This is a genomic window from Paramagnetospirillum caucaseum, assembly GCF_000342045.1.
Taxonomy (GTDB): Bacteria; Pseudomonadota; Alphaproteobacteria; order Rhodospirillales; family Magnetospirillaceae; genus Phaeospirillum; species Phaeospirillum caucaseum.
Genome location: NZ_AONQ01000041.1, coordinates 1 through 25593 on the forward strand (window position 1 = coordinate 1; position 25593 = coordinate 25593).

Annotated in this window: 22 protein-coding genes and 1 pseudogene; 11 read left to right on the top strand and 12 right to left on the bottom strand. The window is 67.7% G+C overall.

The window, feature by feature from the left end; all coding sequences use genetic code 11:
* Nucleotides 1-185: 185 nt before the first annotated feature.
* The 5 genes and pseudogenes from lptF to H261_RS14585 all read right to left on the bottom strand — a co-directional run bounded on the left by lptF (nucleotide 186) and on the right by H261_RS14585 (nucleotide 5554).
* Nucleotides 186-1283, bottom strand: coding sequence for an LPS export ABC transporter permease LptF (lptF, locus tag H261_RS14565; RefSeq protein ID WP_008618914.1), 1098 nt, complete (start codon nucleotides 1281-1283; stop codon nucleotides 186-188).
* 83 nt (nucleotides 1284-1366) lie between these two features.
* Nucleotides 1367-2892 (bottom strand): annotated as a pseudogene (locus tag H261_RS14570) (FAD-binding oxidoreductase).
* Nucleotides 2889-3878, bottom strand: a complete 990-nt coding sequence (locus H261_RS14575) for an L-threonylcarbamoyladenylate synthase (protein WP_235062940.1) — start codon at nucleotides 3876-3878, stop codon at nucleotides 2889-2891. Before H261_RS14575 ends, H261_RS14570 begins: the two are co-directional and overlap by 4 nt.
* A 31-nt stretch (nucleotides 3879-3909) precedes the next feature.
* Nucleotides 3910-4221 carry a BrnA antitoxin family protein gene (locus H261_RS14580; protein ID WP_008618917.1) on the bottom strand — a complete coding sequence of 104 codons (312 nt, stop codon included), beginning with the start codon at nucleotides 4219-4221 and terminating at the stop codon, nucleotides 3910-3912.
* A 100-nt stretch (nucleotides 4222-4321) separates the two neighbouring features.
* Complete coding sequence (locus tag H261_RS14585; RefSeq protein WP_008618918.1) at nucleotides 4322-5554, bottom strand: DUF2325 domain-containing protein; 1233 nt, start codon at nucleotides 5552-5554, stop codon at nucleotides 4322-4324.
* A 220-nt stretch (nucleotides 5555-5774) separates the two neighbouring features.
* On the opposite strand from H261_RS14585, the gene H261_RS14590 reads away from it, so the two are divergent.
* On the top strand, nucleotides 5775-6431 hold the full coding sequence (locus H261_RS14590; RefSeq protein ID WP_008618919.1) for a hemerythrin domain-containing protein: 657 nt from the start codon (nucleotides 5775-5777) through the stop codon (nucleotides 6429-6431).
* A 96-nt stretch (nucleotides 6432-6527) separates the two neighbouring features.
* On the opposite strand, the gene H261_RS14595 is transcribed toward H261_RS14590, so the two are convergent.
* On the bottom strand, nucleotides 6528-7139 hold the full coding sequence (locus H261_RS14595; protein WP_008618920.1) for a GNAT family N-acetyltransferase: 612 nt from the start codon (nucleotides 7137-7139) through the stop codon (nucleotides 6528-6530).
* A 181-nt stretch (nucleotides 7140-7320) separates the two neighbouring features.
* On the bottom strand, nucleotides 7321-9945 hold the full coding sequence (alaS, locus tag H261_RS14600) for an alanine--tRNA ligase (RefSeq protein WP_008618921.1): 2625 nt from the start codon (nucleotides 9943-9945) through the stop codon (nucleotides 7321-7323).
* A 287-nt stretch (nucleotides 9946-10232) separates the two neighbouring features.
* On the opposite strand from alaS, the gene H261_RS14605 reads away from it, so the two are divergent.
* From H261_RS14605 to H261_RS14615, 3 genes are read left to right on the top strand one after another with little or no spacing between them, the layout of a single operon-like run.
* Nucleotides 10233-10463: a DUF2249 domain-containing protein gene (locus H261_RS14605; protein ID WP_008618923.1), complete on the top strand. Its 231-nt coding sequence runs from the start codon at nucleotides 10233-10235 to the stop codon at nucleotides 10461-10463.
* Nucleotides 10464-10481: 18 nt separating this feature from the next.
* Nucleotides 10482-10943: a hypothetical protein gene (locus H261_RS14610; RefSeq protein ID WP_008618926.1), complete on the top strand. Its 462-nt coding sequence runs from the start codon at nucleotides 10482-10484 to the stop codon at nucleotides 10941-10943.
* An 18-nt stretch (nucleotides 10944-10961) separates the two neighbouring features.
* Complete coding sequence (locus H261_RS14615; protein ID WP_040476587.1) at nucleotides 10962-11516, top strand: thermonuclease family protein; 555 nt, start codon at nucleotides 10962-10964, stop codon at nucleotides 11514-11516.
* 1 nt (nucleotide 11517) lies between these two features.
* On the opposite strand, the gene H261_RS14620 is transcribed toward H261_RS14615, so the two are convergent.
* The 3 genes from H261_RS14620 to murI all read right to left on the bottom strand — a co-directional run bounded on the left by H261_RS14620 (nucleotide 11518) and on the right by murI (nucleotide 14057).
* Nucleotides 11518-12039, bottom strand: coding sequence for a hypothetical protein (locus tag H261_RS14620; RefSeq protein WP_008618929.1), 522 nt, complete (start codon nucleotides 12037-12039; stop codon nucleotides 11518-11520).
* A gap of 48 nt (nucleotides 12040-12087) precedes the next feature.
* Entirely contained in the window at nucleotides 12088-13104 is a 1017-nt protein-coding gene (locus H261_RS14625) for a glycosyltransferase family 4 protein (protein ID WP_008618931.1), read from the bottom strand.
* A gap of 74 nt (nucleotides 13105-13178) precedes the next feature.
* The gene (gene murI, locus H261_RS14630; RefSeq protein ID WP_322096296.1) at nucleotides 13179-14057 is read right to left on the bottom strand and encodes a glutamate racemase; all 879 of its coding nucleotides are present in this window, start codon (nucleotides 14055-14057) and stop codon (nucleotides 13179-13181) included.
* Nucleotides 14058-14209: 152 nt separating this feature from the next.
* Here murI and H261_RS14635 point away from each other — a divergent pair, with 152 nt between their 5' ends.
* From H261_RS14635 to H261_RS14665, 7 genes are all read left to right on the top strand, one after another.
* The gene (locus H261_RS14635; protein WP_008618936.1) at nucleotides 14210-15055 is read left to right on the top strand and encodes a hypothetical protein; all 846 of its coding nucleotides are present in this window, start codon (nucleotides 14210-14212) and stop codon (nucleotides 15053-15055) included.
* A 10-nt stretch (nucleotides 15056-15065) separates the two neighbouring features.
* A complete protein-coding gene (locus tag H261_RS14640; protein WP_008618938.1) occupies nucleotides 15066-17159 on the top strand; it encodes an MFS transporter in 2094 nt (697 codons plus the stop codon).
* Nucleotides 17156-18181 carry an ABC transporter substrate-binding protein gene (locus H261_RS14645; RefSeq protein ID WP_008618940.1) on the top strand — a complete coding sequence of 342 codons (1026 nt, stop codon included), beginning with the start codon at nucleotides 17156-17158 and terminating at the stop codon, nucleotides 18179-18181. The genes H261_RS14640 and H261_RS14645 overlap by 4 nt, the downstream gene beginning before the upstream one ends.
* Nucleotides 18178-19092, top strand: coding sequence for a formyl transferase (locus H261_RS14650; RefSeq protein WP_008618942.1), 915 nt, complete (start codon nucleotides 18178-18180; stop codon nucleotides 19090-19092). The genes H261_RS14645 and H261_RS14650 overlap by 4 nt, the downstream gene beginning before the upstream one ends.
* Entirely contained in the window at nucleotides 19071-21791 is a 2721-nt protein-coding gene (locus H261_RS14655; RefSeq protein WP_008618943.1) for a SpoIIE family protein phosphatase, read from the top strand. The genes H261_RS14650 and H261_RS14655 overlap by 22 nt, the downstream gene beginning before the upstream one ends.
* A 14-nt stretch (nucleotides 21792-21805) precedes the next feature.
* A complete protein-coding gene (locus H261_RS14660; protein ID WP_008618944.1) occupies nucleotides 21806-22135 on the top strand; it encodes an STAS domain-containing protein in 330 nt (109 codons plus the stop codon).
* Between the two features lie 115 nt (nucleotides 22136-22250).
* Nucleotides 22251-22481, top strand: a complete 231-nt coding sequence (locus H261_RS14665; protein ID WP_008618945.1) for a hypothetical protein — start codon at nucleotides 22251-22253, stop codon at nucleotides 22479-22481.
* 54 nt (nucleotides 22482-22535) lie between these two features.
* Here the strand turns inward: H261_RS14665 and rodA are convergent, their stop codons facing one another.
* Both rodA and mrdA read right to left on the bottom strand, forming a co-directional pair.
* Nucleotides 22536-23699 carry a rod shape-determining protein RodA gene (gene rodA, locus H261_RS14670; protein ID WP_008618946.1) on the bottom strand — a complete coding sequence of 388 codons (1164 nt, stop codon included), beginning with the start codon at nucleotides 23697-23699 and terminating at the stop codon, nucleotides 22536-22538.
* Complete coding sequence (gene mrdA / locus H261_RS14675; protein WP_008618948.1) at nucleotides 23699-25582, bottom strand: penicillin-binding protein 2; 1884 nt, start codon at nucleotides 25580-25582, stop codon at nucleotides 23699-23701. The genes rodA and mrdA overlap by 1 nt, the downstream gene beginning before the upstream one ends.
* Nucleotides 25583-25593: the final 11 nt, after the last annotated feature.

A 25593-nucleotide genomic window follows, 5' to 3' on the forward strand; every position in this document is an offset into this window, starting at 1 on the left:
GGGCGCGGGTGCGGCGGCGGGATCGTCGTCGCCCCCAGGCCTGTCCCCAGCCCCCCGCCTCGGGCCAGGCCTTCTGTTCGGAGATCAGATCGGCGCACGCCGGCGCGGTCAGCGCCGAGGAGGCCGACAGCAAGGTGATGAGGAGCAGATGGCGGGAAGACGGCACGGTGGTCACCCTGGGCCCGTCACGCGGCGCCCATGGCCGGTACGGTCCGGCGGCACGGCCACGGCGGGCGCGCCAGGACCCACAGGCCAAAGGCGATGGGAAGGGCGGCGTTGATGTAGATGAGCGGGACGAAGGCCAGATTGCCGGCCGACAGGTTGGTGGCTCCCAGCGCCAGGGCCTGGACGGCGACCATCAGGGCGGTGGCGGTCATCACCTGCATGGTCTGGCCGCGCCGGTCGAAACCGGAGGTCAGCAGGATGGCGGCGGCCAGCAGCGGAAAGCCCAGGCTGTACAGCGGCGCGGTCAGGCGGGAATGCAGCTCGGACTTGAAGCGGCGGAAGTCGCCCTTGTTGGGCATGCTGTCGTCCATGGTCAGCAGCTCCAGGGTCGGGCGTTCGCGGGCGTCGCGGAAGCGGTCGGGCTTGTTGCCGGTGGCGGTGTTGAAATCCACCGTGTAGTTGTCGAAATACAGCAGCGACAGCTTGCCGGTCCCCTGGGTCACTTCCTGGCGGTTGCCGTTGACCATCAGCACCCGGGGCCCCTGCTCGGTATAGACCAGGGCGCCGCGCTCGGCCATCAGGGTGACGGGGCGCTGGGGATGGCGCTTGTCATGGACCAGCAGGCCGGTGAGCTCGCCGTCGGGAGTGCGCGAGCGGACATAGATGGTCAGCCCGTCGCCGAACTTGTTGAACATGCCTTCCTGCAGCAACACGTTGCCGATGTCGTTGCGGATGGTCCATTGCATCTCGTGGAAGCTGCGCACGGTGAGCGGAATGATCCAGCAACTGAGCAGATAGCCCACCGCGCTCACCGCCAGCCCGAGAACGATCGCCGGCCGCGCCAGGGCCAGATGGCTGAGGCCGGCGGCGCGCAGGACCACCAGTTCCCGGTCGGCGATCAGGCGGTTGTAGGTGAAGAGCACCACGGCGAACAGGGAGATGGGGATGATCACCACCAGGAAGCCCGGCATCAGCAGGATGGTGAGCTTGAGGAAGGAGCCGATGGACAGCCCCTTGTTGACGATCATCTCGACGAAGCGCAGCGACTGGGTCAGCCACAGGACGCAGGCCAGCGCGGCGGAGACGAAAATCATCCCCACCGCCATCTGGCGCATCATGTATCGCGTGATCCCCGACATGGCGCGGGATTATAGACACGAGGCCGGCGGCGGAACAGCGAAAGCTTCGGGCCTTCGCCGATTCATGGCCGCCCGGGGCCGGGGCGCAATATCTTTCCCGGATTCATCAGGCCGCGCGGGTCCAGCGCCTCCTTGACCCGGCGCATCAGCTCCAGGTCCACCCCCGGCTTGTAATGGGCCAGTTCGTCCACCTTGAGGCGGCCGATGCCGTGCTCGGCCGAGATGGAGCCCTCCATCTCCACCACGATGTCGTGGACGATGCGGTTCATCTCCGCCCAGCGGGCCAGGAAGGCGGTCTTGTCGGCCCCGATCGGCTGGGTCAGGTTGAAATGGGTGTTGCCGTCGCCCAGATGGCCGAAGGGCACCACCCGCACGCCGGGCATGGCCGCCTCCACCGCGCTGGTGCAGCGGCGGATCATCTCGGGCACGCGGGAGGTGGCCACCGCGACGTCGTGCTTGATGGAGCCACCCTCCTTCTTCTGTGCCTCGGGAATGGCCTCGCGGATGCGCCAGAAGCCGGCCCGCTGGCTCTCGCTTTCGGCCAGCACGGCATCCGCCGCCAGGCCGTCCGCGAAGGCGTCGCCCAGCACGTCCTCCAGCGCCTGGCGCAGGCCGCCGGGCCGCGACGACGACAGTTCCAGCAGCAGCATCCAGGGGTGGGGCGCGGCGAAGGGGTCGCGCACCCCGGGCACATGGCGCAGGCCCAGTTCCAGTCCCAGGCGGGGGATCAATTCACAGGCGGTGACGGAATCCCCCGACGCGGCGCGGGCGCGGGCGAACAGGGGCAGCGCCGCCTCCAGGTCGGACAGGGCCACCAGGGCCGTGGCTGTTTCGCGCGGACGGGGAAACAGCTTCAGCACGCAGGCGGTGACCACGCCCAGCGTGCCCTCGGCGCCGATGAACAGGTGCTGCAGGGCATAGCCGGTATTGTCCTTGCGCAGGCGCTTCAGCCCGTTCCACACGCTGCCGTCGGACAGCACCACTTCCAGGCCCAGCACCAGGTCGCGGGTGTTGCCGTAGCGCAGCACGTTGGTGCCCCCGGCATTGGTCGAGATGTTGCCGCCGATGCGGCACGAGCCTTCCGCTCCCAGGCTCAGGGGGAACAGACAATCGGCGGCGGCCGCCGCCTGCTGCAGGGTGGCCAGCACGCAGCCCGCCTCGGCGGTCAGGGTGAAATCCACCGGATCGACGGCGCGGATGCGGGTCAGCCGCTCGCTGGAGATCACCACCGAGCCCCCGTCCTCGGACGGCACGCCGCCGCCGCACAGGCCGGTATTGCCGCCCTGGGGCACCATGGGGATGCCGGCGTCCGCGCAGACCTTGACCACCTCCGAGACCTCGGCGGTGGAGCCGGGGCGGACGACGCCCCGGGCGGCGCCCCGGTAGAGGCCGCGCTCCTCCGCCAGATAGGGGGCGAGGCCGGCGGGATCGGCGATGACGTTGCCGGGGCCGACGATGGCGGCCAGAGAGTCGAGAATGCTCATTTCGGTTTGTCCCTCAGGCGCCGGGCGGGCGCCTTGGCGCCCTTGGCTCCTCCGCTGCGCTCCGGGTCGCTCAACGCTCCCGCGCTCGGCATAGCCTCGCTCATTTCTGCTTGTCCCTGGGAGCCGCCGCGCGGCGCAGGCGGTCGTTGATGGCCAGGCCCAGGCCCTTCTCGGGAATGGGCATCACGGCGATGCCCCGGTAGTCGGGGCGGTCGAGGGCGCGCAGCATGGCGAACAGATGGGCGGCGGCCTCGGACAGGTCGCCCTTGGGCGACAGGTTGAGGACGCAATCGGAGGCGGGGCCGAAGCCCAGCAGCGCCTCGCCGGGTTCGGCCCCGGCGGCGTCGAGGCGGACGGGCAGGGCGGGGGCATAGTGGCTTTCCAACTGGCCGGGCGAGCGTGGGGCGTCGGGCGTTTCCAGGGCGCGGCGGATGGGGTGGCCGAGGACGGCCTCCAACTCCTCGGCGGTGACGCCGCCGGGGCGCAGCAGGGTGGGGGGCTGCTCGGAGAGGTCGAGCACGGTGGATTCCACCCCCACCCGGCAGGGGCCGCCGTCCAGCACCATGGCGATGCGGCCTTCCAGGCATTGGGCGACGTGCTCGGCCCGCGTCGGACTGACCCGGCCCGAGCGGTTGGCCGAGGGCGCCGCCAGGGGGCGCCCCGCCGCCCTGATCAGGGCCAGGGCCACCGGATGGTCGGGCATGCGCACCGCCACCGAATCCAGCCCGGCCGAGGCCAGCAGCGACACCGGCGAATCGGGCCGCCTCTTCAGCACCAGGGTCAGCGGGCCGGGCCAGAAGCGCTCGGCCAGGCGGTGGGCGTCGCCGTTGAATTCCACCAGGGCGGCGGCCTGATCGAGGCCGCTGACATGGGCGATCAGCGGATTGAAGCTGGGACGGCCCTTGGCCTTGAAGATGGCGGCCACCGCCGCGTCCGAGGTGGCGTCGCCTCCCAGCCCGTACACCGTCTCGGTGGGAAAGGCCACCAGCCCGCCCTCGGCCAGCACGCGGCCGGCCCGCGCGATGGCGGCGGGGTCGGCGGACAGGATCATGGCGGAGGCGGGCTGGCTCATCCCCGGACCATAGTTCATGAGCCCCCTTCCGGAAAAGGGGGCTCGAGCTTCAGCCGCCCTTGCGGTGGGCCTTCACATAGGCGGCCAGCACCGCGTTCATGCGCGACTGGTAGCCCGGCCCTTGGCCCTTGAACCAGTCGAGGACCTCGCGGTCGACGCGGATGGAGATGGCCGCCTTGGGCTGGGGCATGACCAGTTGGGCGGTGCGGAACCATTCCTCGTCCAGGACGGGGGCGGCCTCCGGGTCGGCGGCGATGGCGGCGTCGATGGCGGAATCGGGCAGCGCCTTGACCCGCACCCAGTCGGTCTTGCCTTTGTGGCGCTCAGTGAGAGTGCGCCTGATGATATGCTCTTCGCTCATTTGTCCGTGCCCTTCGCGCCGAGATCAAGCGCTTGGCTGTTCCACGCTCGGCTATCCGCCCATAATATGTATATACAATTTACCTTTGCCAAGGAGAGCGCTATTGCCCCGCCACGGTGGACAGCGCCCGGATGAAGGCGCCGAGGCCGGAGCGGCGGACCGGCACGAAGGGTTTTTCCCAGCGGCGGCACAGGCGCTTGACCTCGTCGTGGGCGCCGTGGCTGACGCTGTCCACCGGGAACAGCACGGCGTCGGCGCGGCCGAACAGCGAGTGCAGGCGGCCCATGCTTTCCTCGAAGCCGCCGTCGTGGTGGGTGAAGGTGCCGCCCGCCTCTTCCACCAGCCGGCGGAAATGGGGCAGGTGCTGGTTGCGGCCGCCGACGAACAGGATGCAGCGGCCGCACAGGTCCAGGCGGGCGCACTCCTCGTCGCATTGGCCGAGTCCGTCGCCCGCCGTCTCGGCCGGGGCCAGGGTGGCGGCCAGCCGGGTTTCCGAGGCGGCCAGCTCATCGCGCATGTCGCGCAGTTCGCGGTGCAGGCGGTCGTTCTCCGCGTCCCGGTCGCGGGCCTGGGCCTGCAGTCGGCGCGCCTCGTCCTCGGCCACCTGGCGGAAGGCGGTCTCCACCTCCAGCAGGTGGCGCAGTTCGCCCACCTCGTGGTGCAGCCGATCCATGTTGAGGGCGGATTCGGCGGCATGGGCGAGGCGGCGGGATTCGGCGGCCTCCTGGTCGAGCAACTGGCGCAGTTCGCGGATTTCGGTGTTGCGCCGGCCGATCTCGGCCTTCAGGCGGTCCTGCTGGCGCGCCACCTTGGCCTCCAGGTCGGCCTTGTCGCGCTCCAGCTGGTGGATGGACCTGAGATCGGCGCGCGCCGCCGCTCCCACCTGATGGGACAGCATGTGGATGTCGCCGAAGATCCGGCTGCGCAGCGAATCGGTGCAGTCGGGGTGGCTCATCACCGCCCAGCAGGCGGCGGCGACCTCGCCCTTGCCCAGGCATTCCTCCCACCAGGCGCCCAGAGTCTCCTCGCCGGCCAGCGGCTTGGCGCGGTTGATGGCGGCGGCGTGCTTGCGGTCCAGCAGCTTGTTCAGCGTCTTGCCCACCAGGCGTTCCCGCGACGCCAGATGGATCATCGAGGTGTGGATTTCATAGGCGGTGGGCTTGGCCGAGCGCATCTGCACTCCCAGCTTGGAGGCCACTCCCCTCAACTCACCCAGGCTGAGGCAGGTGCCGATGATGGTGCAGTGCCACTGGTTGTCGATCTCCCACAGCCGGGCGCGGTGGCGGGGCGTCGGGGCCGCTTCGGCCAGGGCGGGGTGGCATTGCTCACACATGGGAAGCTCCTTGAGTGCAAATGCGAATGACTCGCAATTTGCTTTGGAAGGAGATCAATGTCAAGCGCTCTTCGCCAGACCGCTGTCGGGTGACTCAACCCAGCCTCTCCAGCGACGGCGCCGCTGTTGACGAACGTCATAGATACCTCCCTCAACCCGATTCACCATATCTGGCGGCCGAGGCTGCATGGAGGCAGCAAGGCACCAGGATGAATCGACGATGAAGCTGATCGACATTCTCCAAGACGAGCACGTCCTGATCGAGCAGGTGCTGGGATCCCTTCGCACGTATGTCGGCGGACTCGTCGACGGGACTGCGGACCCGGATGACGGCAAACGCTTTGCCGCGTTCTTCACCGAGTTCGCGGGCCATTTCCATCATGATCGCGAGGAACGAGTGTTCTTCGAGGCTCTGGTGACGGAGGCGGAACTGCCGGGCGACCGCGGGCCATTGCACGCCGTCACGCTCGAGCACGTCGAGATGGGAGGGTGGCTGTGCGAGATGACGCCGCTTCTCCAACAGAGGCCGCAGTCCGAGGATGATCGTGTTCGGCTTCAGGCTCTGGCAATTCGCTACTCGCACGCGCTCTGGCGCCATATCGACGCGGAGAACTCCGTCCTGTACCCGGAGGGTGCCGAGCGGCTTTACCGGTGCGGCATTCGCGAGTTGCCGGATCGGCCGATGAGCGATGTGGAGGCCGCCGCGCGTGAGGCCGGCGCGGCCCTGCTGCTCCGTTATCCGCCGGTCGAGGACGCGACGCTCACGCGTGGCGACGGTTGCTTCATGTGCCGAGCCTACGGTGACACCTGCGACGGCTTCGAGGCCGAATGGTGGACCGAGTTCGAGTGGGACGAGGAGGGTGACGCAAGCGACTGAAACTCCTGGTGCGCCACGAAGGTCAAATCCATCTTCGACACTTCGAGCAAGACACAGACACGGAGCACCGCCACCATTGTTTCCAGTGGATTGGGATCAGCAGCTTTGCGGGGTATGCGTCACCCGACAACCGCTGGCTTCGAACAATGGTTCGACCGGCGATCCCACGATCAGCAGGGCGCTGTAGGAATCCATCATTTCCGCCCAGTCGTGGATCACCGCGAACAGGCCGCTGCTGATCTCCTCGGTCACCGTGGCCGGATCGGGCGGGGTGAGGTCGAGGAAGGCCTCGGCCTCACCGCCCTCGAAATGCACCTGCATGCCGGCGCGCCGCGCCAGGGCGACCATGGACCGGTTGTCCGACAGGCACAGGGTATAGAGCTTTTCCGCCCGGCGGTTGCGGGCGAAGGCCACCGCCTGACGCAGCAGTTTGGAGCCGATGCCGTCGGTGCGGTGGCGCTCGTCGACGCTGACCCCCACCTCGGCGAGGCTGCCGCTCAGCGCCACATGGGCGGCCCCCACCAGTTCGTCGCCGGCGAAGGCGGCCAGGATCAGGTCGCCGACGCCGATGGTGGCGACATAGTCGTCGATCACCCGGTCGGCCACGCCGGAGCGGGCGAAGCGCAGGCGACGGTCCTCGGCCGACAGCCCCTTCAGATGGGCAACATAGGCGGCGCGTTCATGGATATAGAGTCTGCGGATCAGCATGGCCGACCTCCTTCACTGGTCATACCATGAGATGGGATGTTTATGTTGCGGTGCAACATAAACTTATGTGTCAAGGGATGCATGGGGGCATGCGGGACGGGACCGGAATGGGGCCGGAGCGGAATGAAGAAAGCCCCTTTCCCCGGCGAGGGAAAGGGGCTTTCGCGGTCCAGGGAGAAGGCTATCCCGCCAGGGCCTGCTCGATCCTGTCCAGGGCCGCCTGGGCCGCCGAGGCGTCGGGGCCGCCGGCCTGGGCCATGTCGGGACGGCCGCCGCCGCCCTTGCCGCCCAGGGCCTCCGAGCCGACGCGGACCAGGTCGACGGCGCTGTGCTTGCCCGTCAGGTCCTCGGTGACGCAGACCACGATGGAGGCCTTGCCTTCGGCGTCGGAGACCAGGGCGATGATTCCCGAACCGATCTGCTTCTTGATCTCGTCGGCCATGCCCTTCAGATCCTTGGCGGGCACACCGCTCAGCACCTTGCCGGCATAGGTGATGCCGTTAACGCTCTTGGTGGCGGCGCCCTGGCCGCCGCCGGTGGCCAGTTGCTTCCTGACTTCGGCCAGTTCGCGCTCCAGCTTGCGCCGCTCGTCCATCAGGCCGGCGATGCGGGCCGGCAGGTCGGCGGGGGCCGCCTTCAGGGTGTCGGCGGCCTTGGCCAGCAGGTCTTCCTGCGCCTGTGCCCAGGCCAGGAAGGCCGGGCCGGTCACCGCTTCGATGCGGCGCACGCCCGACGCCACGGCGCTTTCCGCCACGATCTTGAAGCCGCCGATGTCGCCGGTGCGGGTGGCGTGGGTGCCGCCGCACAATTCGGTGGACAACTCGCCCATGGAGACCACGCGGACCTCGTCGCCGTACTTCTCGCCGAACAGGGCCATGGCGCCGGCCTTGATGGCGTCGTCGGGGGTCATCACCTTGGTGGCGACCTCGGCGTTGACGCGGATGCGGCGGTTGACCTCGGCCTCGACGGCGCGGGATTCCGCGGCCGACAGGGCCTTGGTGTGGGCGAAATCGAAGCGCAGGCGGTCGGGGCCGACCTGGCTGCCTTTCTGGGTGACGTGGTCGCCCAGGATGTCGCGCAGCGCGGCGTGCAGCAGGTGGGTGGCCGAGTGGTGGCCGCGGGTGGCGTCGCGGCGGGTGGATTCCACGGCGAAATGGGCATCCTCGCCCACCGCCACCGGCCCGCCCTCGACGGTGCCGAAATGGACGATCAGGTCGCCCAGCTTCTTCTGGGTGTCGGTGACGGTGACGATGGCCTTGCCGCCGGCGACGGTGATCAGGCCGCAATCGCCCATCTGGCCGCCCGATTCGCCGTAGAACGGGGTCTGGTTGGCGATGATCGCCACCTGATGGCCGGGATGGACGGCCTCGACGCTCTTGCCGTTCTCCACCAGGGCGATGATCTTGCCCTCGGCCTGCTCGGCATCGTAGCCGAGGAACTCGCTGGCCCCCAGGCTTTCCCGCAGTTCGAACCACAGGGATTCGGTGGCCGCCTCGCCCGAGCCGGACCACGCCTTGCGGGCCTCGGCGCGCTGGCGCTCCATGGCCGAGGCGAAGCCGTCGGTGTCGACGCCGATGCCCTTGGCCTTCAGGGCGTCCTGGGTCAGGTCGAGGGGGAAGCCGTAGGTGTCGTAGAGCTTGAACGCCACCTCGCCGGCCAGCTTCCGGCCTGACCCGATCCGGGTGATTTCGTCGTCCAGCAGCTTGAGGCCCTTGTCCAGGGTGACCTTGAAGCGGGTTTCCTCCAGCTTCAGGGTCTCGGTGATCAGGGCGTTGGCGCGCACCAGTTCGGGATAGGCCTCGCCCATCTGGCGGGTCAGCGCCGGGACCAGCTTCCACAGCAAGGGCTCGGAGCAGCCCATCAGATGGGCGTGGCGCATGGCGCGGCGCATGATGCGGCGCAGCACGTAGCCGCGCCCCTCGTTGGAGGGCAGCACGCCGTCGGCGATCAGAAACGCCGACGAGCGCAGATGGTCGGCGACCACCCGGTGGCTGATCTTGTGCGGGCCGTCGGCGTCGGTGTTGGAGCCCTCGGCCGAGGCCTCGATCAGGGCGCGCATCAGGTCGATGTCGTAATTGTCGTGCTTGCCCTGCAGCAGGGCGGTCAGGCGTTCGAGGCCCATGCCGGTGTCGATGCTGGGCTTGGGCAGGGGAATGCGGGTCTGCTTGTCCACCTGCTCGAACTGCATGAACACCAGGTTCCAGATCTCGATGAAGCGGTCGCCGTCCTGGTCGGGGCTGCCGGGCGGGCCGCCGGGGATGTGGTCGCCGTGGTCGTAGAAGATCTCCGAGCACGGGCCGCAGGGGCCGGTGTCGCCCATGGCCCAGAAATTGTCCGAGGTCGGGATGCGGATGATGCGCGATTCGGGCAGGCCGGCGATCTTCTTCCAAGCCTCGGCCGCCTGATCGTCGTCGTGGTAGACGGTGACCAGCAGGCGGTCCTTGTTGATGCCGAAATCCCTGGTGATCAGGTTCCAGGCCAGTTCGATGGCCAGATCCTTGAAATAGTCGCCGAACGAGAAATTGCCCAGCATCTCGAAGAAGGTGTGATGCCGCGCGGTGTAGCCCACGTTGTCCAGGTCGTTGTGCTTGCCGCCGGCCCGCACGCATTTCTGGGCGGTGGCGGCGCGGACGTAGTCGCGCTTCTCGATGCCGGTGAAGACGTTCTTGAACTGCACCATGCCGGCGTTGGTGAACATCAGCGTCGGATCGTTGCGCGGCACCAGCGGGCTGGAATTCACGACGGTGTGGCCGTTCTTCTCGAAGAAGTCGAGGAATGTGCGGCGAATCTCGTTGGCGGTCTGCATGGCATCCATCGCGGGCTAGGGGGACGGCGTAACGGGCGGTTTTAACCCGTGGGGGGTTGGGCTGTCCAGGGGCGGCCCGAAGGCCGGGGAGGGGGTGGGGATAAATACCAGACATGGGATTGTGGGTTTTATGTAAAACACAGGAAATGCCGCTTGACCAGGCTCAAGGCAAAGCCTTAGCGCGGCGCTTATGTATTTATCAGAGCCCCGGTGCGGCAGGCCCTCCCCTCCCCACTCCCCTCCCGCCGTATCGGGGCCTCCCCAATTCCCAAGGAGCAGCGACCGCCATGTCCGAACCCCAGCTCGACGTCCGCGCCATCCAGCCGCGCGACCGCCATCCCCAGATCTTCGGGACCTTCGAGTCCCTGGCCGTGGGCGGTGCCTTCATTCTGGTCAATGACCACGACCCCAAGCCGCTCTATTATCACTTCAACGCCGAGCGCGCCGGCACCTTCGGCTGGGAATACCTGGAAGACGGCCCCGAGGTCTGGCGGGTGCGCATTTCGCGGACGGCCTGAGGCAAAGAGGAACTTGCGATGATGAACCGTCTGGGGCTGATCGCCCTTGTCCTGTGGTTGGTGTCGGCCGTCGGCCTGGGCGCCTTGTTCGTCCACGGGCGGACCGCAAAGGCCCCGGACGGCCGCACCGCCATTCTGCTGAGCGGGGCCGAGCGCGAGATGGTGTTCTCCGAGATGCGCGGCCTGCTGGTGGTGGTCCGCGACATCACCGCCGCCCTGGCCGAGGGCGACACCGCCAAGGTCGGCCGGGCCGCCCGGGCCATGGGCATGGGCGAGGCCCACGACAAGGCCCCCGACCTGCTGCTCAAGCTGCCGCTGGACTTCAAGCGGCTGGCCATGGGCCTGCACGGCGGTTTCGACGAGATGGCCGACGCGGCGGCCAAGGGCGAGAGCCCGGCCCAGCTCAACAGCCGGCTGATCGCCCAGCTGGACCGCTGCACCACCTGCCATGCCGGCTTCAGGATCGACGTCGCGCAATAAGTGCTCTACCTTGGGCTGATGCATGCAATCGCACTCGCCCTGACCGCCCTGATCCTGTCGGCCCCCGTCCTGGCCGCCGGGCCGCAGGCGCCGCCCGCCACGCCCGCTCCCGCCGCTCCCCTCCGCTGTCCCGAGGATGCCGAGGGCGGTGCCTGCGTGTGGGGCAAGGCCGAGGGCTACGACGCCGGCGCGGTTCAGGTGCGCGGCCTGCACATCGCCCTGGCCGGCATCGCCGCCCCGGGACGCAAGGATTGGTGCGCCAGCAAATCGGCCAAGGACGAATTCGACTGTGCCCGCCCGGCCAGGAAGCGCATGGGCGAAGCGCTGGCCAAGGGGGTGGCCTGCGAGATCGTCGATGTGGCTTCGGGCCAGCTGTGGGGGCGGTGCCGGGTGGCCGAGGGTGATCTTGGCCGCCTGCTGGTCCAGGCAGGGCTGGCCCGCGCCGCCAAGGACGGCCCCTATGCCGAGGCGCAGAAACAGGCCGTCGCCGCCCGGCGCGGCCTGTGGGCCGCCGACATGATCCTGCCCCGCGACTGGGAAACGGCGCGGCGCAAGGCGGCGGACGAGGATTAGGTTATTCCGCCTTCCGGGCGATTCTCTTCGGCTTCGTCCCGGCGTCGGCCTGTCGGGTTTCGGGGCAGGGGCTGATATCCGCCGGCTTGCCCACCGTCTCGCCGGCCAGGGCGATCAGTTGGTGGCCATTGGCCGAGGCGGCCTTGTCGAACAGCGGGGCATGCATCTCGCAATAGCCCTCGGTCTCGTGCACGCGGATCGACTCCCGGTTGGTCAGTACCGTGTTGTAACGGTCGAAGCTCGCCGCGCCCTTGCCGGTGCGCTGGAAATAGCCGCGCATGAGCTTGGCGTTGTCGCTCATGGTGCCACCGTGGCGGTGGACATAGGTGCTCCACTTGCCGGGCAGCGAGGGATCGTCGCCCCGGCAGTTCAGCGCCGCCACCTGCAACTGATAATGGAACTGGCGCAACTGGGCCGCCTTGATCTCCTCGGGCGTGCCGCAGGCCGACTTGGCGGCGGCGGGCAGGGCGGCGAGGGCGAGGACGAAGGCAAAGGCGGCGGGGCGAAGGATCAAGGCGGCCATCCTGGTCGGGGCAAGGGGCACCAGTGTGCTCTTCCCGGCGGGCAAAGATCAACTGGCTCGTGCCCGCCGGGTGAAGGGGCGCAGATGGCTGAGGAATTCCGCCGCCACCCGTGACCAGGAGAAGCGGCAGGCATGGCGGCGGCAATCCTCGGGCGGGATCGTCAGGGCCCGCAGGGCGGCGGCCCGCAAGTCCTCGTCCAGCACGCCGACGGAGGCGCCTCCCACGACGTCCAGCGGACCGGTGACCGGGAAGGCCGCCACCGGCACGCCCGAAGCCAGGGCTTCCAGCATCACCAGGCCGAAGGTGTCGGTGCGCGAGGGAAAGACGAAAACGTCGGCGGCGCGATAGGCTCGGCCCAGTTCCTGATCGCCGTTGACGATGCGGAAATGGGCCTCCGGATAGCGCCGCATCAGCCCGGTCCGCGCCGGACCGTCGCCCACCACCACCTTGGAGCCCGGCAGGTCGAGATCCAGGAAGGCCGGCAGGTTTTTCTCCACCGCCACCCGGCCCACATACAGGAAGATGGGGCGCGGCAGATCGAGGAAATCCCTGGGGCCGGGGCGGAAGAGACCGGCATCCACCCCGTGCGACCACGGCACGGCGTTGGAGAATCCCTTCTGCCGCAATTCGCGGTGGACCGAGGGCGACGGGCACAGCACCGTCGCCGCCGGGCCGTGAAAGCGCCGCATCAGGCCATAGGCCCAGTCCAGCGGAATGCCGGTGCGGGTATGGATGTATTCGGGGAATTTGGTGTGGTAGGCGCTGGTGAAGGGCAGGTGGTGCTTCAGGCACCAGGACCGCCCCGCCCAGCCCAGCGGCCCCTCGGTGGCGATGTGGACGGCGTCGGGGGCGAACTCGTCCAGCATCCGCGCCATGCGGCGGCCGGGCAGCAACGCCAGCGGAATCTCCGGGTAGGACGGGCAGGGAAGGGTGGTGAAGGCCGAAGGCTCGATCACCCGCACCAGATGGCCGAGATCCCCCAGCGTGTCGGCCAGGGTGGCCAATACCCGCACCACCCCGTTGCGTTGCGGAGTCCAGGCGTCGGTAACCAGGGCGATGCGCATGATGTCCTCCCGGATATTTCGGGAGAAGGCCTAGGCCGCGCCACGCCGCGGCTCAAGTGACAGGTCGGTGACGTTTACAGATCCGCCAGTTCCACCTCGGGCGCCGGGCCCAGCGCCGGGAACAGCTTTCCCACCATGCGGGCGAAGCGTTCCGGCGCGTCGGTGGAGATCAGCTGCAGGCCGCCGCCGCCCGGGGGGGCTTCGCGTCCCGCCAGCCGGCGGACCAGCATGGAGGCGGTCGCCTCGGCGCAATCCACCAGGGTGACGTCCGGCCCGGCGAGGCGCGCCAGGGCCGGGGCCAGCAGGGGGAAATGGGTGCAGCCCAGCACCAGGCAGTCGCCGGCCTCGCTGCCGTCGAACAGCGATCCCAGATAATGGCGGGCGACGCTGTCCACGATGGGGCCGTCGGTCAGCCCCTCCTCGGCCAGGGCGACGAACAGCGGGCAGGGCACGCAGCGCACCCGGGCGCCTTCGCGGCGCCGCGCGATGGCCCGTTCGTAGGCCTGGGAGCGGCAGGTGCCCTCGGTGGCCGCCACCACGATGCGGCCGTCCGCCGAGGCCTTGGCCGCGCCGTCGGCGCCCGCCTCGACCACGCCGAGCACCGGCAGGTGGGGAAAACGCTCGGCGATGGCGTCCAGGGCCACCGCCGAGGCGGTGTTGCAGGCCACCACCAGGGCCTTGATGCCCTTTTCAACCAGGAATTCAGCCGCCTGCACCGCGTAGCGGGTCACGGTGCGCGGCGATTTGGTGCCGTAGGGCTGGCGCGCCACGTCGCCAAGATAAAGCAATCGCTCGTCGGGCATGCTGCGCCGGATGGCCGCAGCGATAGTCAGTCCCCCCACCCCGGAGTCGAAAATCCCGACCGGATATGTCGCTGGTATAGCATCGGGTGAGGTGAACACTGTATGTCCTTGCTGCGAAGTCATTGGAATCTTTTGCCCGAGGGACCACATGATTGAACGGGAGATGAAGATTCTCCGGTCTTCATGGGAATTCAGACCGCCACGCTCTTGGACAGCCTCGGTAAATATCCTATAAACAGAGCCTGCTTCTAATCGCTTCGGCGGTTCGGTTCAACCGTCACCCGGTGGGAAGGATACGGGTCTTGGAATTGATGGGGCAATCCAGTATCGCGGGGGGCGCCGGAGCCTGCCTGCCGCCGGCGCGTCCGGTACGCTGGTCGCTGGCCCGCAAGGTCTCGCTGGCCCTGGTTTCCATTCTGCTGTCCACCCTGCTGCTGACCGCCTTCTTCGCCTATTACAAGTTCGAAAGCGTCTATTCCGCCCAGGTGCAGTCCCGCTACTCCTTCGTGGTGTTCACCATCAAGAAGCGGATCGAGGACAGTCTCAACCTGGGGTTCGCCCTGCGCCAACTGCGCCAGGTACAGGAAATCATCGAGCGCGAGAAATCGCGCGATTCCCAGATCCTGGCGGTGGAGGTCTACGACTACCGGGGCGAGGTGCTGTTCGACACCGACCGCGGCGCCATCGGCACCAGGGTGTCGGATTCCCTGGCCGAGGCCATTCGCAGCGGCATGCAGCAATCCTTCAGCGTGGTGGACGAGGACAACCTGATCGTCGGCCTGCCCCTGGTCAACAACCTGGGCAAGGTTGAAGGCGGCGTGGTGCTGCGCTATCCCATGGCCTATGTGGAGAAGGGGGTTTCCGGGCTGCTCAGCCAGTTGCTCAAGAGCATCGCCATCGCCCTGGCGGCGGCCTCGGTGGTGGCGGTCGGCGGATTGTACATCCTGTTCGGCGGCGTCGGACGCAAGCTGGGCAGCATGGAAAAGACCATGGGCGAGGTGCTCTCGGTGGGCGGGCAGGCGATCCCCGAGAGCGGCGGCGATTCCTTCGAGGCGCGCTTCGCCGAGTTTGTCGGCAAGACCCGCGAGACCATCGACCACGTCAAGGACGCCACCGACGAGGTCGGCCGTCTTGACCGGCTGATGTGAGGGGGCGGCCATGATCCTCGACCGCACCCGCCCGCTGTTCATCCGCCTGCTGCTGCTGGTGGTGCTGGTGCTGGTGCCGCCGGTGGCGTGGATCGCCCATCAGGCCACCGGCGAGTTCAGCCGCGGCCTGATTCCCGAGATGGACAAGAAGGCCGAGGCCATCGGCCGCGATCTGGAGCAGTCCATCGAACGGGCGGTCGGCTACGGTATTCCTCTCGACCAGTTGCAGGGGATGGACCAGTTCTTCGCCCCCGTCCTGGCCGCCAACCCGGAAATCCGCTATCTGGCGGTGACCGACCGCGCCGGCAAGGTGCTGTTCATCGAAGGCGCCGAGCGGTCGGTGCTGGAAGCCGTCTATGGCGGCGCCGACTTCGCCGCCGGAACGGAGCATTCGCGCAAGCTGGCGCTGGGCGGTTTCATCGATCTGGCGCAGCCGTTGGCCATCAAGGGCGCTCGCATCGGCCACATCCATGTGGGCATGGACCAGGATTACGTCGGAGGCCGCCTGCAGGAGATTCTCGTCGATCTGGCGGTGGTCACCCTGGGGGCGCTGCTGGTGGCGGTGGAGATCCTGCTGTTCGTGGTGACCTTCAACATCACCGGCCCCATGCGGGTGGTGGGCACGGTGATGGAACGGGTGCGGCGCGGCGATTTCAGCTGTTCGGCCGGCGTCACCTCCGACGACGAGGTGGGGCGCTTCGTGCACGGCTTCAACGGCGCCATCCGGCTGGCCGACCAGTTGTTCCGCCGGCTGGAGGCCTATATCGACGAGGTCAAGGCCGCCCATTTCGATGCCGGCGTGGTCGAGAAGGTCAAGGACATCGAGTCCCGGGTGCGCTTCCTGTTCCGCTTCGCCCGCAACGGCCGGCCCGAGATCGTCAACGAGCACCAGGCCACCGACATCCGCCTGCCGCTGTTCCTTTTCGTGTTCGCGGAAGAGATCTCGCGCTCGTTCATGCCGCTCTACATCCGCGACCTCTACGCCCCCATTCCCGGCCTGACGCCGGAACTGGCCATGGGCCTGCCCATCGCCCTGTTCATGCTGGTGATCGCCCTGGCCTCGCCCTCGGCCTCGCTGCTGGCCAACCGGCTGGGGGCGCGCCGGGTGTTCCTGATCGGGCTGGTGCCGGCCACCATCGGCTTCGTCATGTCGGCGCTGGCGGTGACCATCTACGACCTGATCGCCTGGCGGGCGGCGACGGCGCTGGGCTACGCCTTCATCACCATGGCCTGCCAGGGCTACATCGCCCAGGTGTCGCAGCAGCAGACCCGCACCCAGGGCCTGGGCGTCTATGTGGGCGCCGTGCTGACCGCCAGCGTGTGTGGCACCGGCATCGGCGGCGTGCTGGCCGAGCGGGTGGGCTTCCGCGTCACCTTCCTGGTGGCCGGCGCGCTGACGGTGATCACCGCCGTACTGATCTGGCGCCTGTTGGACAGCACCCAGCCGCAAGCCGAGGGGCCCAGCCCGCGCAAGCGCGACTTCCTGCGGCTGCTGCGCAACTGGCGCTTTTCGGCGCTGGTGGCCTTCGCCGCCATTCCCGCCAAGATGGCGCTCACCGGCTTCCTGTTCTTCCTGGTGCCGCTGACGCTCTCCCAGAACCCGTCCCTCGACCTGGGGGACGTGGCCCGGATGATGATGGCCTATCCGGTGTCGGTGGTGCTGCTGTCGCCGCTGGTGGCCCGCTTCGCCGACCGGGTGGGGTGGCGGGTCGGGCTGGTGGCGGCGGGTGGCCTGCTGGGCGGGGCCGGGCTGGTGCTGCCCGCCTTCTGGGACGAGCCGGTCCTGGCGGTGCAGGCGGCCATCCTGCTGCTGGGCGTCTCGCACGGCCTGTCGGCCTCGCCGCAGCTGGCCATGATCCCCGATCTGTGCTGGACCGAGTGCCGGGCCATCGGCCAGACCAACGTGCTGGCCTTCCTGCGTCTGGCCGAGCGCATCGGCAGCTTCGCCGGGCCGCTGCTGGCGGCGGCGCTGATCCCGCTTTACGGCCATCAGGGGGCCATCGTGGCGCTGGGCTGGCTGGTGCTGGGCATGGCGGCGGTGTTCGCCCTGCTGTCCTTCGCCTACCATGCCGGTCCCCATATCGAGACGGAGTGGGGGGAATGAGACGACTCGTCACCCTGATCCTGGCGGCATGCGCCCTGGCCCTGTCCGGGCCTGCCGGGGCGGCCGAGCCGGGGGCCAAGCCGTTCCGCATCTACATGGCCCTGTGGCGGGGCTGGGAGGATGCCGCCCAGGGCTTCAAGGACTATTTCGCCAACCAGGGCATTCCGGTGGAGCTGATCATCCGCGACGCCGGCCAGGACAAGGCCAAGCTCAAGGATTTCGTCGCCGAGGCCAAGGCGCTGAAGGTGGATCTGGTGTTCACCTGGGGCACCACGGTCAGCGAGGAGATGCTGGGCCGTTTCGATTCCGCCGACCCGGCGCGGCACATCACCGACATCCCGGCGGTGTTCGCGGTGGTGTCGCAGCCGGTGGGCGGCGTGGTGCCCAGCCTGTCGTCGTCGGAGCGCAACATCACCGGCACCCTGTACCTGGTACCCATGGAGACCCAGGTCAACCTGATCCAGTCCTACCGGCCGGTGAAGCGGCTGGGCATGGTCTATAATCCGCTGGAGCGCAATTCCCAGGTGGCGGCCGAGCAGCTGGACGGCATCGGCAAGGCCACCGGCTTCGAGGTGGTGGCCCTGCCGGTGGATGTGGCCGAGGGCAAGCCCAAGCCGGCCAGCATCGCGCTCAAGGTGGCGGAGATCAAGGCGGCGCGGGTGGATTTCCTCTACATTCCGCCCGACACCTTCCTCAACATCAACCGCGACATCCTGACCCAGGCGGCGCTCGACCACGCCATCCCCACCTTCGCGGCGGCGGAGAATCCGGTGGTGACCTCCAAGGCGATGTTCGGCGGCGTCTACCGCTACTACACGGTGGGCCAGCTGACTGCCTACAAGGCCGAGCAGATCCTGGTCCGCAAGATCGCTCCCAAGGACATTCCCATCGATGCGCCCAAGCGGCTGTCGGTGCTGATCAACATGCCGGTGGTGCGGCAGATCGGTCTCTTTCCCCCCATGAAGCTGATGGGGCTGGCCGAGATCATCGACCGCACCGAGGCCAAGGAGAACAAGCCTTGATCACCTCCCACCCGCCCCTCCGCATTCTGGTCTGCACCAAGATGGACCTGGCGGGGGCCTTGATTCTCAACACCCTGCTGCCGCATCTGGCCGGCGACACGGTGATGGTGCTGATGAGCGAGAAGACGCGGCCCGTCGAGAACACCGTGCCCGAACTGGCGGAGATCAAGTTCTTCGAGCGCGACCTGCCCATGGACATCCTGTTCCCGCTGCTCGACCGGGCGGAAGCGTCCGGCGTCGGAGAGGGGGGGGCGCCGCTGCTGACCTTCGCCGGGCTGTCGCAGCGCTACGGCATCACCATCGAAAGCATCTCCGACCTCAACGGGCCGGAGGGCGAGGCCCGCATCCGCGCCTTCGCCCCCGACCTGACCATCTCGGCGCGTTTCTCGCTGATCTTCAAGCCCAACACCTACGATATCCCCCGGCTCGGCACCTACAACATCCATCCCGGCGCCCTGCCGCGCTATGCCGGGCTGTTCGCGCCGTTCCGCTGCCTGCTCGACGGCTCCGATTCCATCGGCTGCACCCTGCACCGGGTGGACAAGGGCATCGACACCGGCCCCATCGTCGGTATCGGCTATCTGCCCATCGAGCGGCAACGCTCGCTGCTCTGGCACGTGGTCAACACCTACCAGCCGGGCCTCGCCCTGTTCCTTGCCATGCTGGCCGGGCTGCGCCAGGGCCGCCAGCCCGAATACGCGGCGCAGGATTTCAGCCTGCGCCAGTACGGCTCGCTGCCGGGTCCCGAGCCCTTCGCCGCCTTCAAGGCCAAGGGGCTGAAACTGTTCGAACCGGCCGAGTATCTGGAGATACTGTCGGGCTTCCTGCCGCCGGACATGGCCATGCCCGGCGCGGTGGCCAACGCGGTGGTCAACGGGCGGGGGGATGCATGCTGCTCCGCACCCGCGTAACGCTCATCGTCACCGTCACCTATTCCCTGCTGGTGGCGGGGTTGTTCTTCGCCGGCCTGAAGAACGAGGAACTGGCCGACGAGCGTTATGTCCAGGCCACCCTCAACGGCCAGCAGATCTTCTGGGACAAGCTGGTGGAGAATACCGTCCAGCGCCTGGAAGCCGCCGCGCCGCTGCTGACCGCCAACCAGGAGATGATCGCCGCCATCGCCCGCAAAAGCCCGAGCGAGGCGCGCGAGGCCATGGCCCCGACCATCGCCGGGCTGGCCCGGCGCGGTGTCGGGCGGGCCGAGATCGTTGGCCTGGACGGCGACCTGCTCTATTCGTCCCAGGGTTCGCTGCTGGACACGCCCCTGGTGGATGCAGGCACGGTGCGGCTGATCGCCGAGAGCGGCAAGGCGCGCACCGGCATTACCCAGAACAGCGACAAGCAGTTCATCGCCGCCATCACCGTGCCGCTGGCCGGGCTGGACGGGACGGTGGTCGGCGTCGCCACCATCGTTTCCGATCTGCGGCCGCCGCTGGAGGAGTTCAAGGCCTCGACCGGGTCCGATGTCTTCCTGGTGGACCGGGTCGGGCAGATGACCGACGGCACCAATGACCTGCTGTGGAAGGTGTTCGAGTCCAAGATTTCGGTCCGCAAGAGCCGGCTGGAGAGCTGGCGCGACGGCTCGCGCTTCTATTCCGTGGTGGTGTTCCCGCTGTCCGACGGCGAGGGCAGGGTGATCGGCGCCCTGGTCAGCGTGCGCGATTCCACCGAGACCCAGGCCCGCCAGCACGAGATCCGCATGATCGCCATCGGGGCGGTGGGGCTGTTCCTGGTCTTCGTGCTGGCCGTGTTCTCGGTCTATCTGCGCCGCTCGTTCGATCCCCTCGACCAGGCCATCGCGGTGCTCAACGCCTTGTCCCGGGGCGATACCTCGGTGATGCTCGACGTGCGCCACGACAACGACGAGATCGGCCGCATCGCCAGCACGGTGGGAGTGTTCCGCGAGAACGCCATCAAGATCGACCTGCTGGAGGAGCGGCGCGAGCGCCAGCGCCGCCGCCAGGAACTGTTCATCCGCCTGCAGATGCTGCGCCTGTCCGAGATGCTGGAGCAGGACGCCCGCGAGGCGGTGCTGGACGACCTCAAGCAGATCGAGGAACTGTCCAGCCGCCCGACCGCCGGCGCCGAGGGCGGCGACGGCTCCAAGGGCGAGCTGGAGGTGCTGGCGGTGGCCTTCCAGACCATGTCGTCGCGCATCCGCGAACAGCACGAGCGTCTGGAATCGCTGATTGCCGAGCGCACCCGCGACGTGGAGATCCTGCGCGAGGCCCTGCGCACCCGCGACCAGCTGGCGGCGCTGCGCCAGGAACTGGACTTCGCCCGGGAATTACAGCTGTCCTCGCTGCCCCAGGTGTTCCCGCCCTTCCCCGAACGGGGCGAGTTCCAGATTCACGCCTCCATGGTGCCGGCCAAGGAGGTGGGGGGCGATTTCTACGACTTCTTCCTCATCGACCACCACCACCTGGGCTTCGTCATCGGCGACGCCTCGGGCAAGGGCGTGCCGGCGGCCATGTTCATCGCCATTACCCGCTCGCTGGTCAAGGCGGTGGCGCCGCTGTCCAGTTCGCCCGGCGAATGCATGGCCTTCGTCAACACCATGCTGGCCCGCGACAACCCCCAGACCCTGTTCGCCACCTGCTTCTACGGCGTGCTCGACACCCGCAGCGGCGAGGTGGGGTTCTGCAATGCCGGCCACCCGCCGCCCATGATCCTGCGGGCCGACGGTTCCGTGCAGGCCATCCGCGACGTCTCGGGCGTGGCGTTGGGGGTGCTGGAGGATCTGGAATACGAGACCGGCACCTTCACCCTGAATCCCGGCGAAGTGGTCCATCTCTATACCGACGGCGTCACCGAGGCCCAGAATTCCGCCGATGCCCTCTATGACGAGCCGCGCCTGATCGCCGAACTGGGCGGTACCGAGGATTCAAATCCCGAGGCGGTGATCGCCGGGGTGCTGCGCTCGGTGGAGGCCTTCGTCGGCAACGCGCCACAATTCGACGATATCACCATGTTGACGCTGCGCTTCGATCAGGCTTCCATGGAGGCGGATGCGCCCATGGAAGTCCGGCCGCGGCTGATGCTGACCGGCTTCCAGGCGCCGGGAGGGAACGACATGGACGGCAGGGGCATGCCCGCGCCCGCGGACGAGATTGCGGCGGCTTCCGTGCCGCCCGCCATCGTACCGCCCGCCGTCACTCCGGCCCAGCGTCCGCCGTTCCAGGACATGGAACCCAAGCGGGCGGCCATGGTCATCGGCAACGATGTCGCGGAACTGGAGCGGCTGGCGGATTTGGTGGACGTCTTCATCGAGGAGAACGGCCTGCCGGAAAAGCTGGCCTTCAACCTCAATGTCTGCCTGGACGAATTGATCACCAACATTATCTCGTACGGATACGATGACGAGGATGCCCATGAAATCCAGGTGGAGTTCGTCTACGATGGCCGGGAATTCGTGACCCGCATTATCGACGACGCCAAGGAGTACGATCCTTTTACCGAGGCGCCCATTCCCGACCTCGACCTGGACGTCGAGGACCGGCCCATCGGCGGGCTGGGGGTCTTCCTGGTGAAGGAGTTCATGGATGGAACCGAGTATGCGCACGAGGGCGGCCGCAACACCACCACCCTGCGCAAGACGATTTCGGCATAGGAGAGTTCTAGGTTATGGAAATCCGTGAAGAACAGGCTGGCGACGCCACCGTGCTGGTTCCCCTCGCCCGGGTGGACAGTTCGACGGCCAAGGCCTTCGAGGCCCGCGTCCTGGCGGTGGTCAACGCCGGCGCGCCCAAGATTCTGATCGATTTCGGCGAGTTGGACTATATCTCCAGCGCCGGGCTGCGCGTGGTGCTGGTGGGGGCCAAGATGACGCGGGGCACCCGCAAGTTCGCGCTGTGCTCCATGCGGCCCCATATCCGCGAGGTGTTCGACGTCTCGGGCTTCGCCAAGATCCTGTCCATCTACGCCGACCGCGAGGCCGCGCTGGCCGCCCTGTGACGGCATCGCGTCAGGGCGGCTGGAATGTCTTCCTCGTCTGCGCTACCATGAGGGCTCGACCCTAACCGCCCCACCATGGGCAAGACCAGGGCTGCGGGCCGAGGAGGGCAGGACCATGAACGATCCCTACAAGAATATGCTCGAGATGCAGCAGGCCATGCTGGAAGGCTGGATGAATTCCACCAACCAGATGATGCAGTACTGGAAGCACCTGATCGAATTGCAGGAGCGCCTGATGCAGCACGCCACGTTCGGCCGCGACCACGTGGAGATCGACGACGGGCCGTCTTTCACCGGCAAGTACGGCAAACGCCGCTTCGACATCGATCCCGAACGGGACGTCTGACCCGTCCCAGAGCCCCACGGCCCCGCCGCGGGGCTTTTTCTTTGGGCTCCGGCCTCAATCCTCGCCCATGCCGCGCCGCGAGATGGGGATGTCGCGGTGGATATAGGCGCTCATCACCAGCCCCCAGCCCAGCAGCAGCGACAGCATGGCGGTGCCGCCGTAGGAAATCAGCGGCAGCGGCACGCCGACCACCGGCACCAATCCCATCACCATGGCGGTGTTGATGAAGAAGTAGAGGAAGAAGGTGGTGGCGATGCCGTGGGCCACCAGCCGGCCGAACTGCGAGCGGCAGCGGATGGCGATGGCATAGCCGTAGGCCAGCAGCAGGGCGTAAAGGCCGAGCAGCACCAACCCGCCCATCATACCCCATTCCTCGGCGAACATGGTGAAGATGAAGTCGGTCTGCTTCTCGGGCAGGAAGTTGAGGCGGCTTTGCGTTCCCATCATGTAGCCCTTGCCGAACAAGCCGCCCGAGCCGAGCGCGATTTTGGACTGGGTGATGTGGTAGCCGGCCCCCAGGGGATCGCTCTCGGGGTTGAGGAACACCAGCACCCGCTTCTTCTGGTATTCGCGCAGGAACTGCCAGGCCACCGGAATGGCGGCCAGGGAACCGGCGATGACCACCACGAACTTCCACATGCGGACCCCGGCCATGAAGAACAGGGCGCCCGACGACATGATCAGCATCATGGCGGTGCCGAGATCGGGCTGTTTCAGCACCAGGATGGCCGGGGCGAACACCATGATCATCGGCGGGATGAGGAACAGCGGCCGTCCGATCTCCTGCTGGCCGGCGCCGTGGAAATAGCGGGCGAGCGACAGGATCAGGGCGATCTTCATGATTTCCGAGGGCTGCAGTTGGATGAAGCCCAGATCGATCCAGCGTTGCGCCCCCATGCCGATGGTGCCCTTCACCTCGACCGCCACCAGCAGCACGAAGGCGATGGCGTAGATGCCGTAGGCGTGGCGCATCCAGAAGCGCAGATCGATCATGGCCACGGTGATCATCAGGCCGATGCCGACGGCGAAGCGGACCATCTGCTTGATGGCCCAGGGTTCCATGGACCCTTGCGCCGCCGAATAGAGCGTGGCGAAGCCCACCGAGGCGATGGCGGTCAGCACGGCGATCAGCGACCAGTTGATCTGCCAGATTTTGTCGCGCATGGACATTTCGGTGCGGTTGAGGCGCGACGGCGTGCGCGGCAGCGGCCTCAGCATCAGAATCTCCTCAGGTCGGACGTGGTGGGAACGCCGCCGTCATCGGTGGCGATACGCGCCATGTCGCGCTTCTGCACCTCGATCATGATGTCGCGGGCGATGGGCGCCGCCACCGCCGAACCGCCGCCGCCATGCTCGACGATCACGGCGATGGAATAGCGCGGGTTGTCGTCGGGGGCATAGGCCACGAACAGGGCGTGGTCGCGCTCCTTCCACGGCAGCTGGTCGTTCTTCTTCACCCCGGTCTCGCGCTCGCGCATGGTGATGCGCCGCACCTGGGCCGAGCCGGTCTTGCCCGACAGCCACATGCCGTCCTGGAAGATGCGGGCCTTGTAGGCGGTGCCGCCCGGCTCGTTGGACACCGCGAACATGCCCTTGCGGATCAGGGCCAGGGACTGGCGCGACACGTCCATGCTGGGCCAGGCGGGGGCGGCGCGGCCCCGGGCGGATTTCTCGGTGATCTGGTCGCGGGCCACGTGGGGCACCACCGCATAGCCGCCGTTGGCGATACGCGCCGTCATGGTGGCCAACTGCATGGCGGTGGCGGTGACATAGCCCTGGCCGATGGCGTTGATCAGGGTCTCGCCCGGATGCCAGGGCTGCTTCAACACCGCCCGCTTCCACGCCTTGTTGGGGATGATCCCCGACTTCTCGCCGGGCAGGTCGATACCGGTGGGGGTGCCCAGGCTGAACTTCTTGGCCATCTCGGCGATCTTCTCGTAGCCGACGCGGCGCGCCACTTCGTAGAAGTAGACGTCGCAGGAATTCTTGATGCCGCTGATCAGGTCCTGTGCCCCGTGGCCTTCCTTCTTCCAGCAATGGAACTTGATGGAGCCCAGTTGGGTGTGGCCCGAGCAGAACACCCGCATCTCGGGCGTGATGTCGCGGGCCTCCAGCGCCGCCAGGGCGGTCAGCATCTTGAAGGTGGAGCCGGGCGCGAAGGTGCCGCCGATGGCCTTGTTGGTCAGCGGCGAGCGGGGATTGGTCGACAGGTCCTTCCATTCGTCGACGGACAGGCCACGATTGAAGGAATTGGGGTCGAAGGACGGGGTCGAGGCCATGACCAGCACGTCGCCGGTATGGATGTCCATCACCACCACGGCGGCGCTTTCGTCGCCTAAGCGCTGGGCGGCGTATTCCTGCAACTTCATGTCCAGCGTCAGGTTGAGGTCGAGGCCGGGCTCGCCCTCCTTGCGCTCCAGCTCGCGGATGACGCGGCCCACCGAGTTGACCTCCAGGGTCGATGTGCCGTGGCGGCCCCTGAGCGCCATGTCGTAGATACGCTCCACGCCGCCCTTGCCGATGCGAAAACCCGGCAGTTCCTCCAGCGGGTCGCCGGTCAGTTCGTTTTCCGACACCGCCGAGACGTAGCCCAGGATGTGGGCGCCCAGGCTTTCCAGCGGGTAATAACGGCTTTGGCCCACGTCGATCACCACGCCGGGCAGGTCGGCGGCGTTGACCTCGACGCGCGCCACTTCCTCCCAGGTCAGGTTCTCGCGCACGCTCAGGGGCACGAAGCTGCGCCGCCGGCGCACCTCCTTGTGGATGCGGGCGCGGTCGCCGTCGCCGATGGCGATGATCTTGGTCAGGGCGTCCAGGGTGTAGTCAAGGGACGGCGTCTGCTCCGGCACCACCATGACGCGGTAGTTGTGCTGGTTGACCGCCATGGCGATGCCGTTGCGGTCGAGGATCAGGCCGCGCGGCGGAGCCAGCAGGCGGGTGCTGATGCGGTTGTCCTCGGCCTGGACGGCATACTTGTCCGCCTCCATGACCTGCAGATAGTACATGCGGGCCGCCAGCGCCCCCATCAGGGTCGCCTTGCCGCCAGCCAGCATCATGGCCCGGCGGGAGAACAGCTTGGAACGGTCGTTGTCGTGATACATGGCCCGTCCTC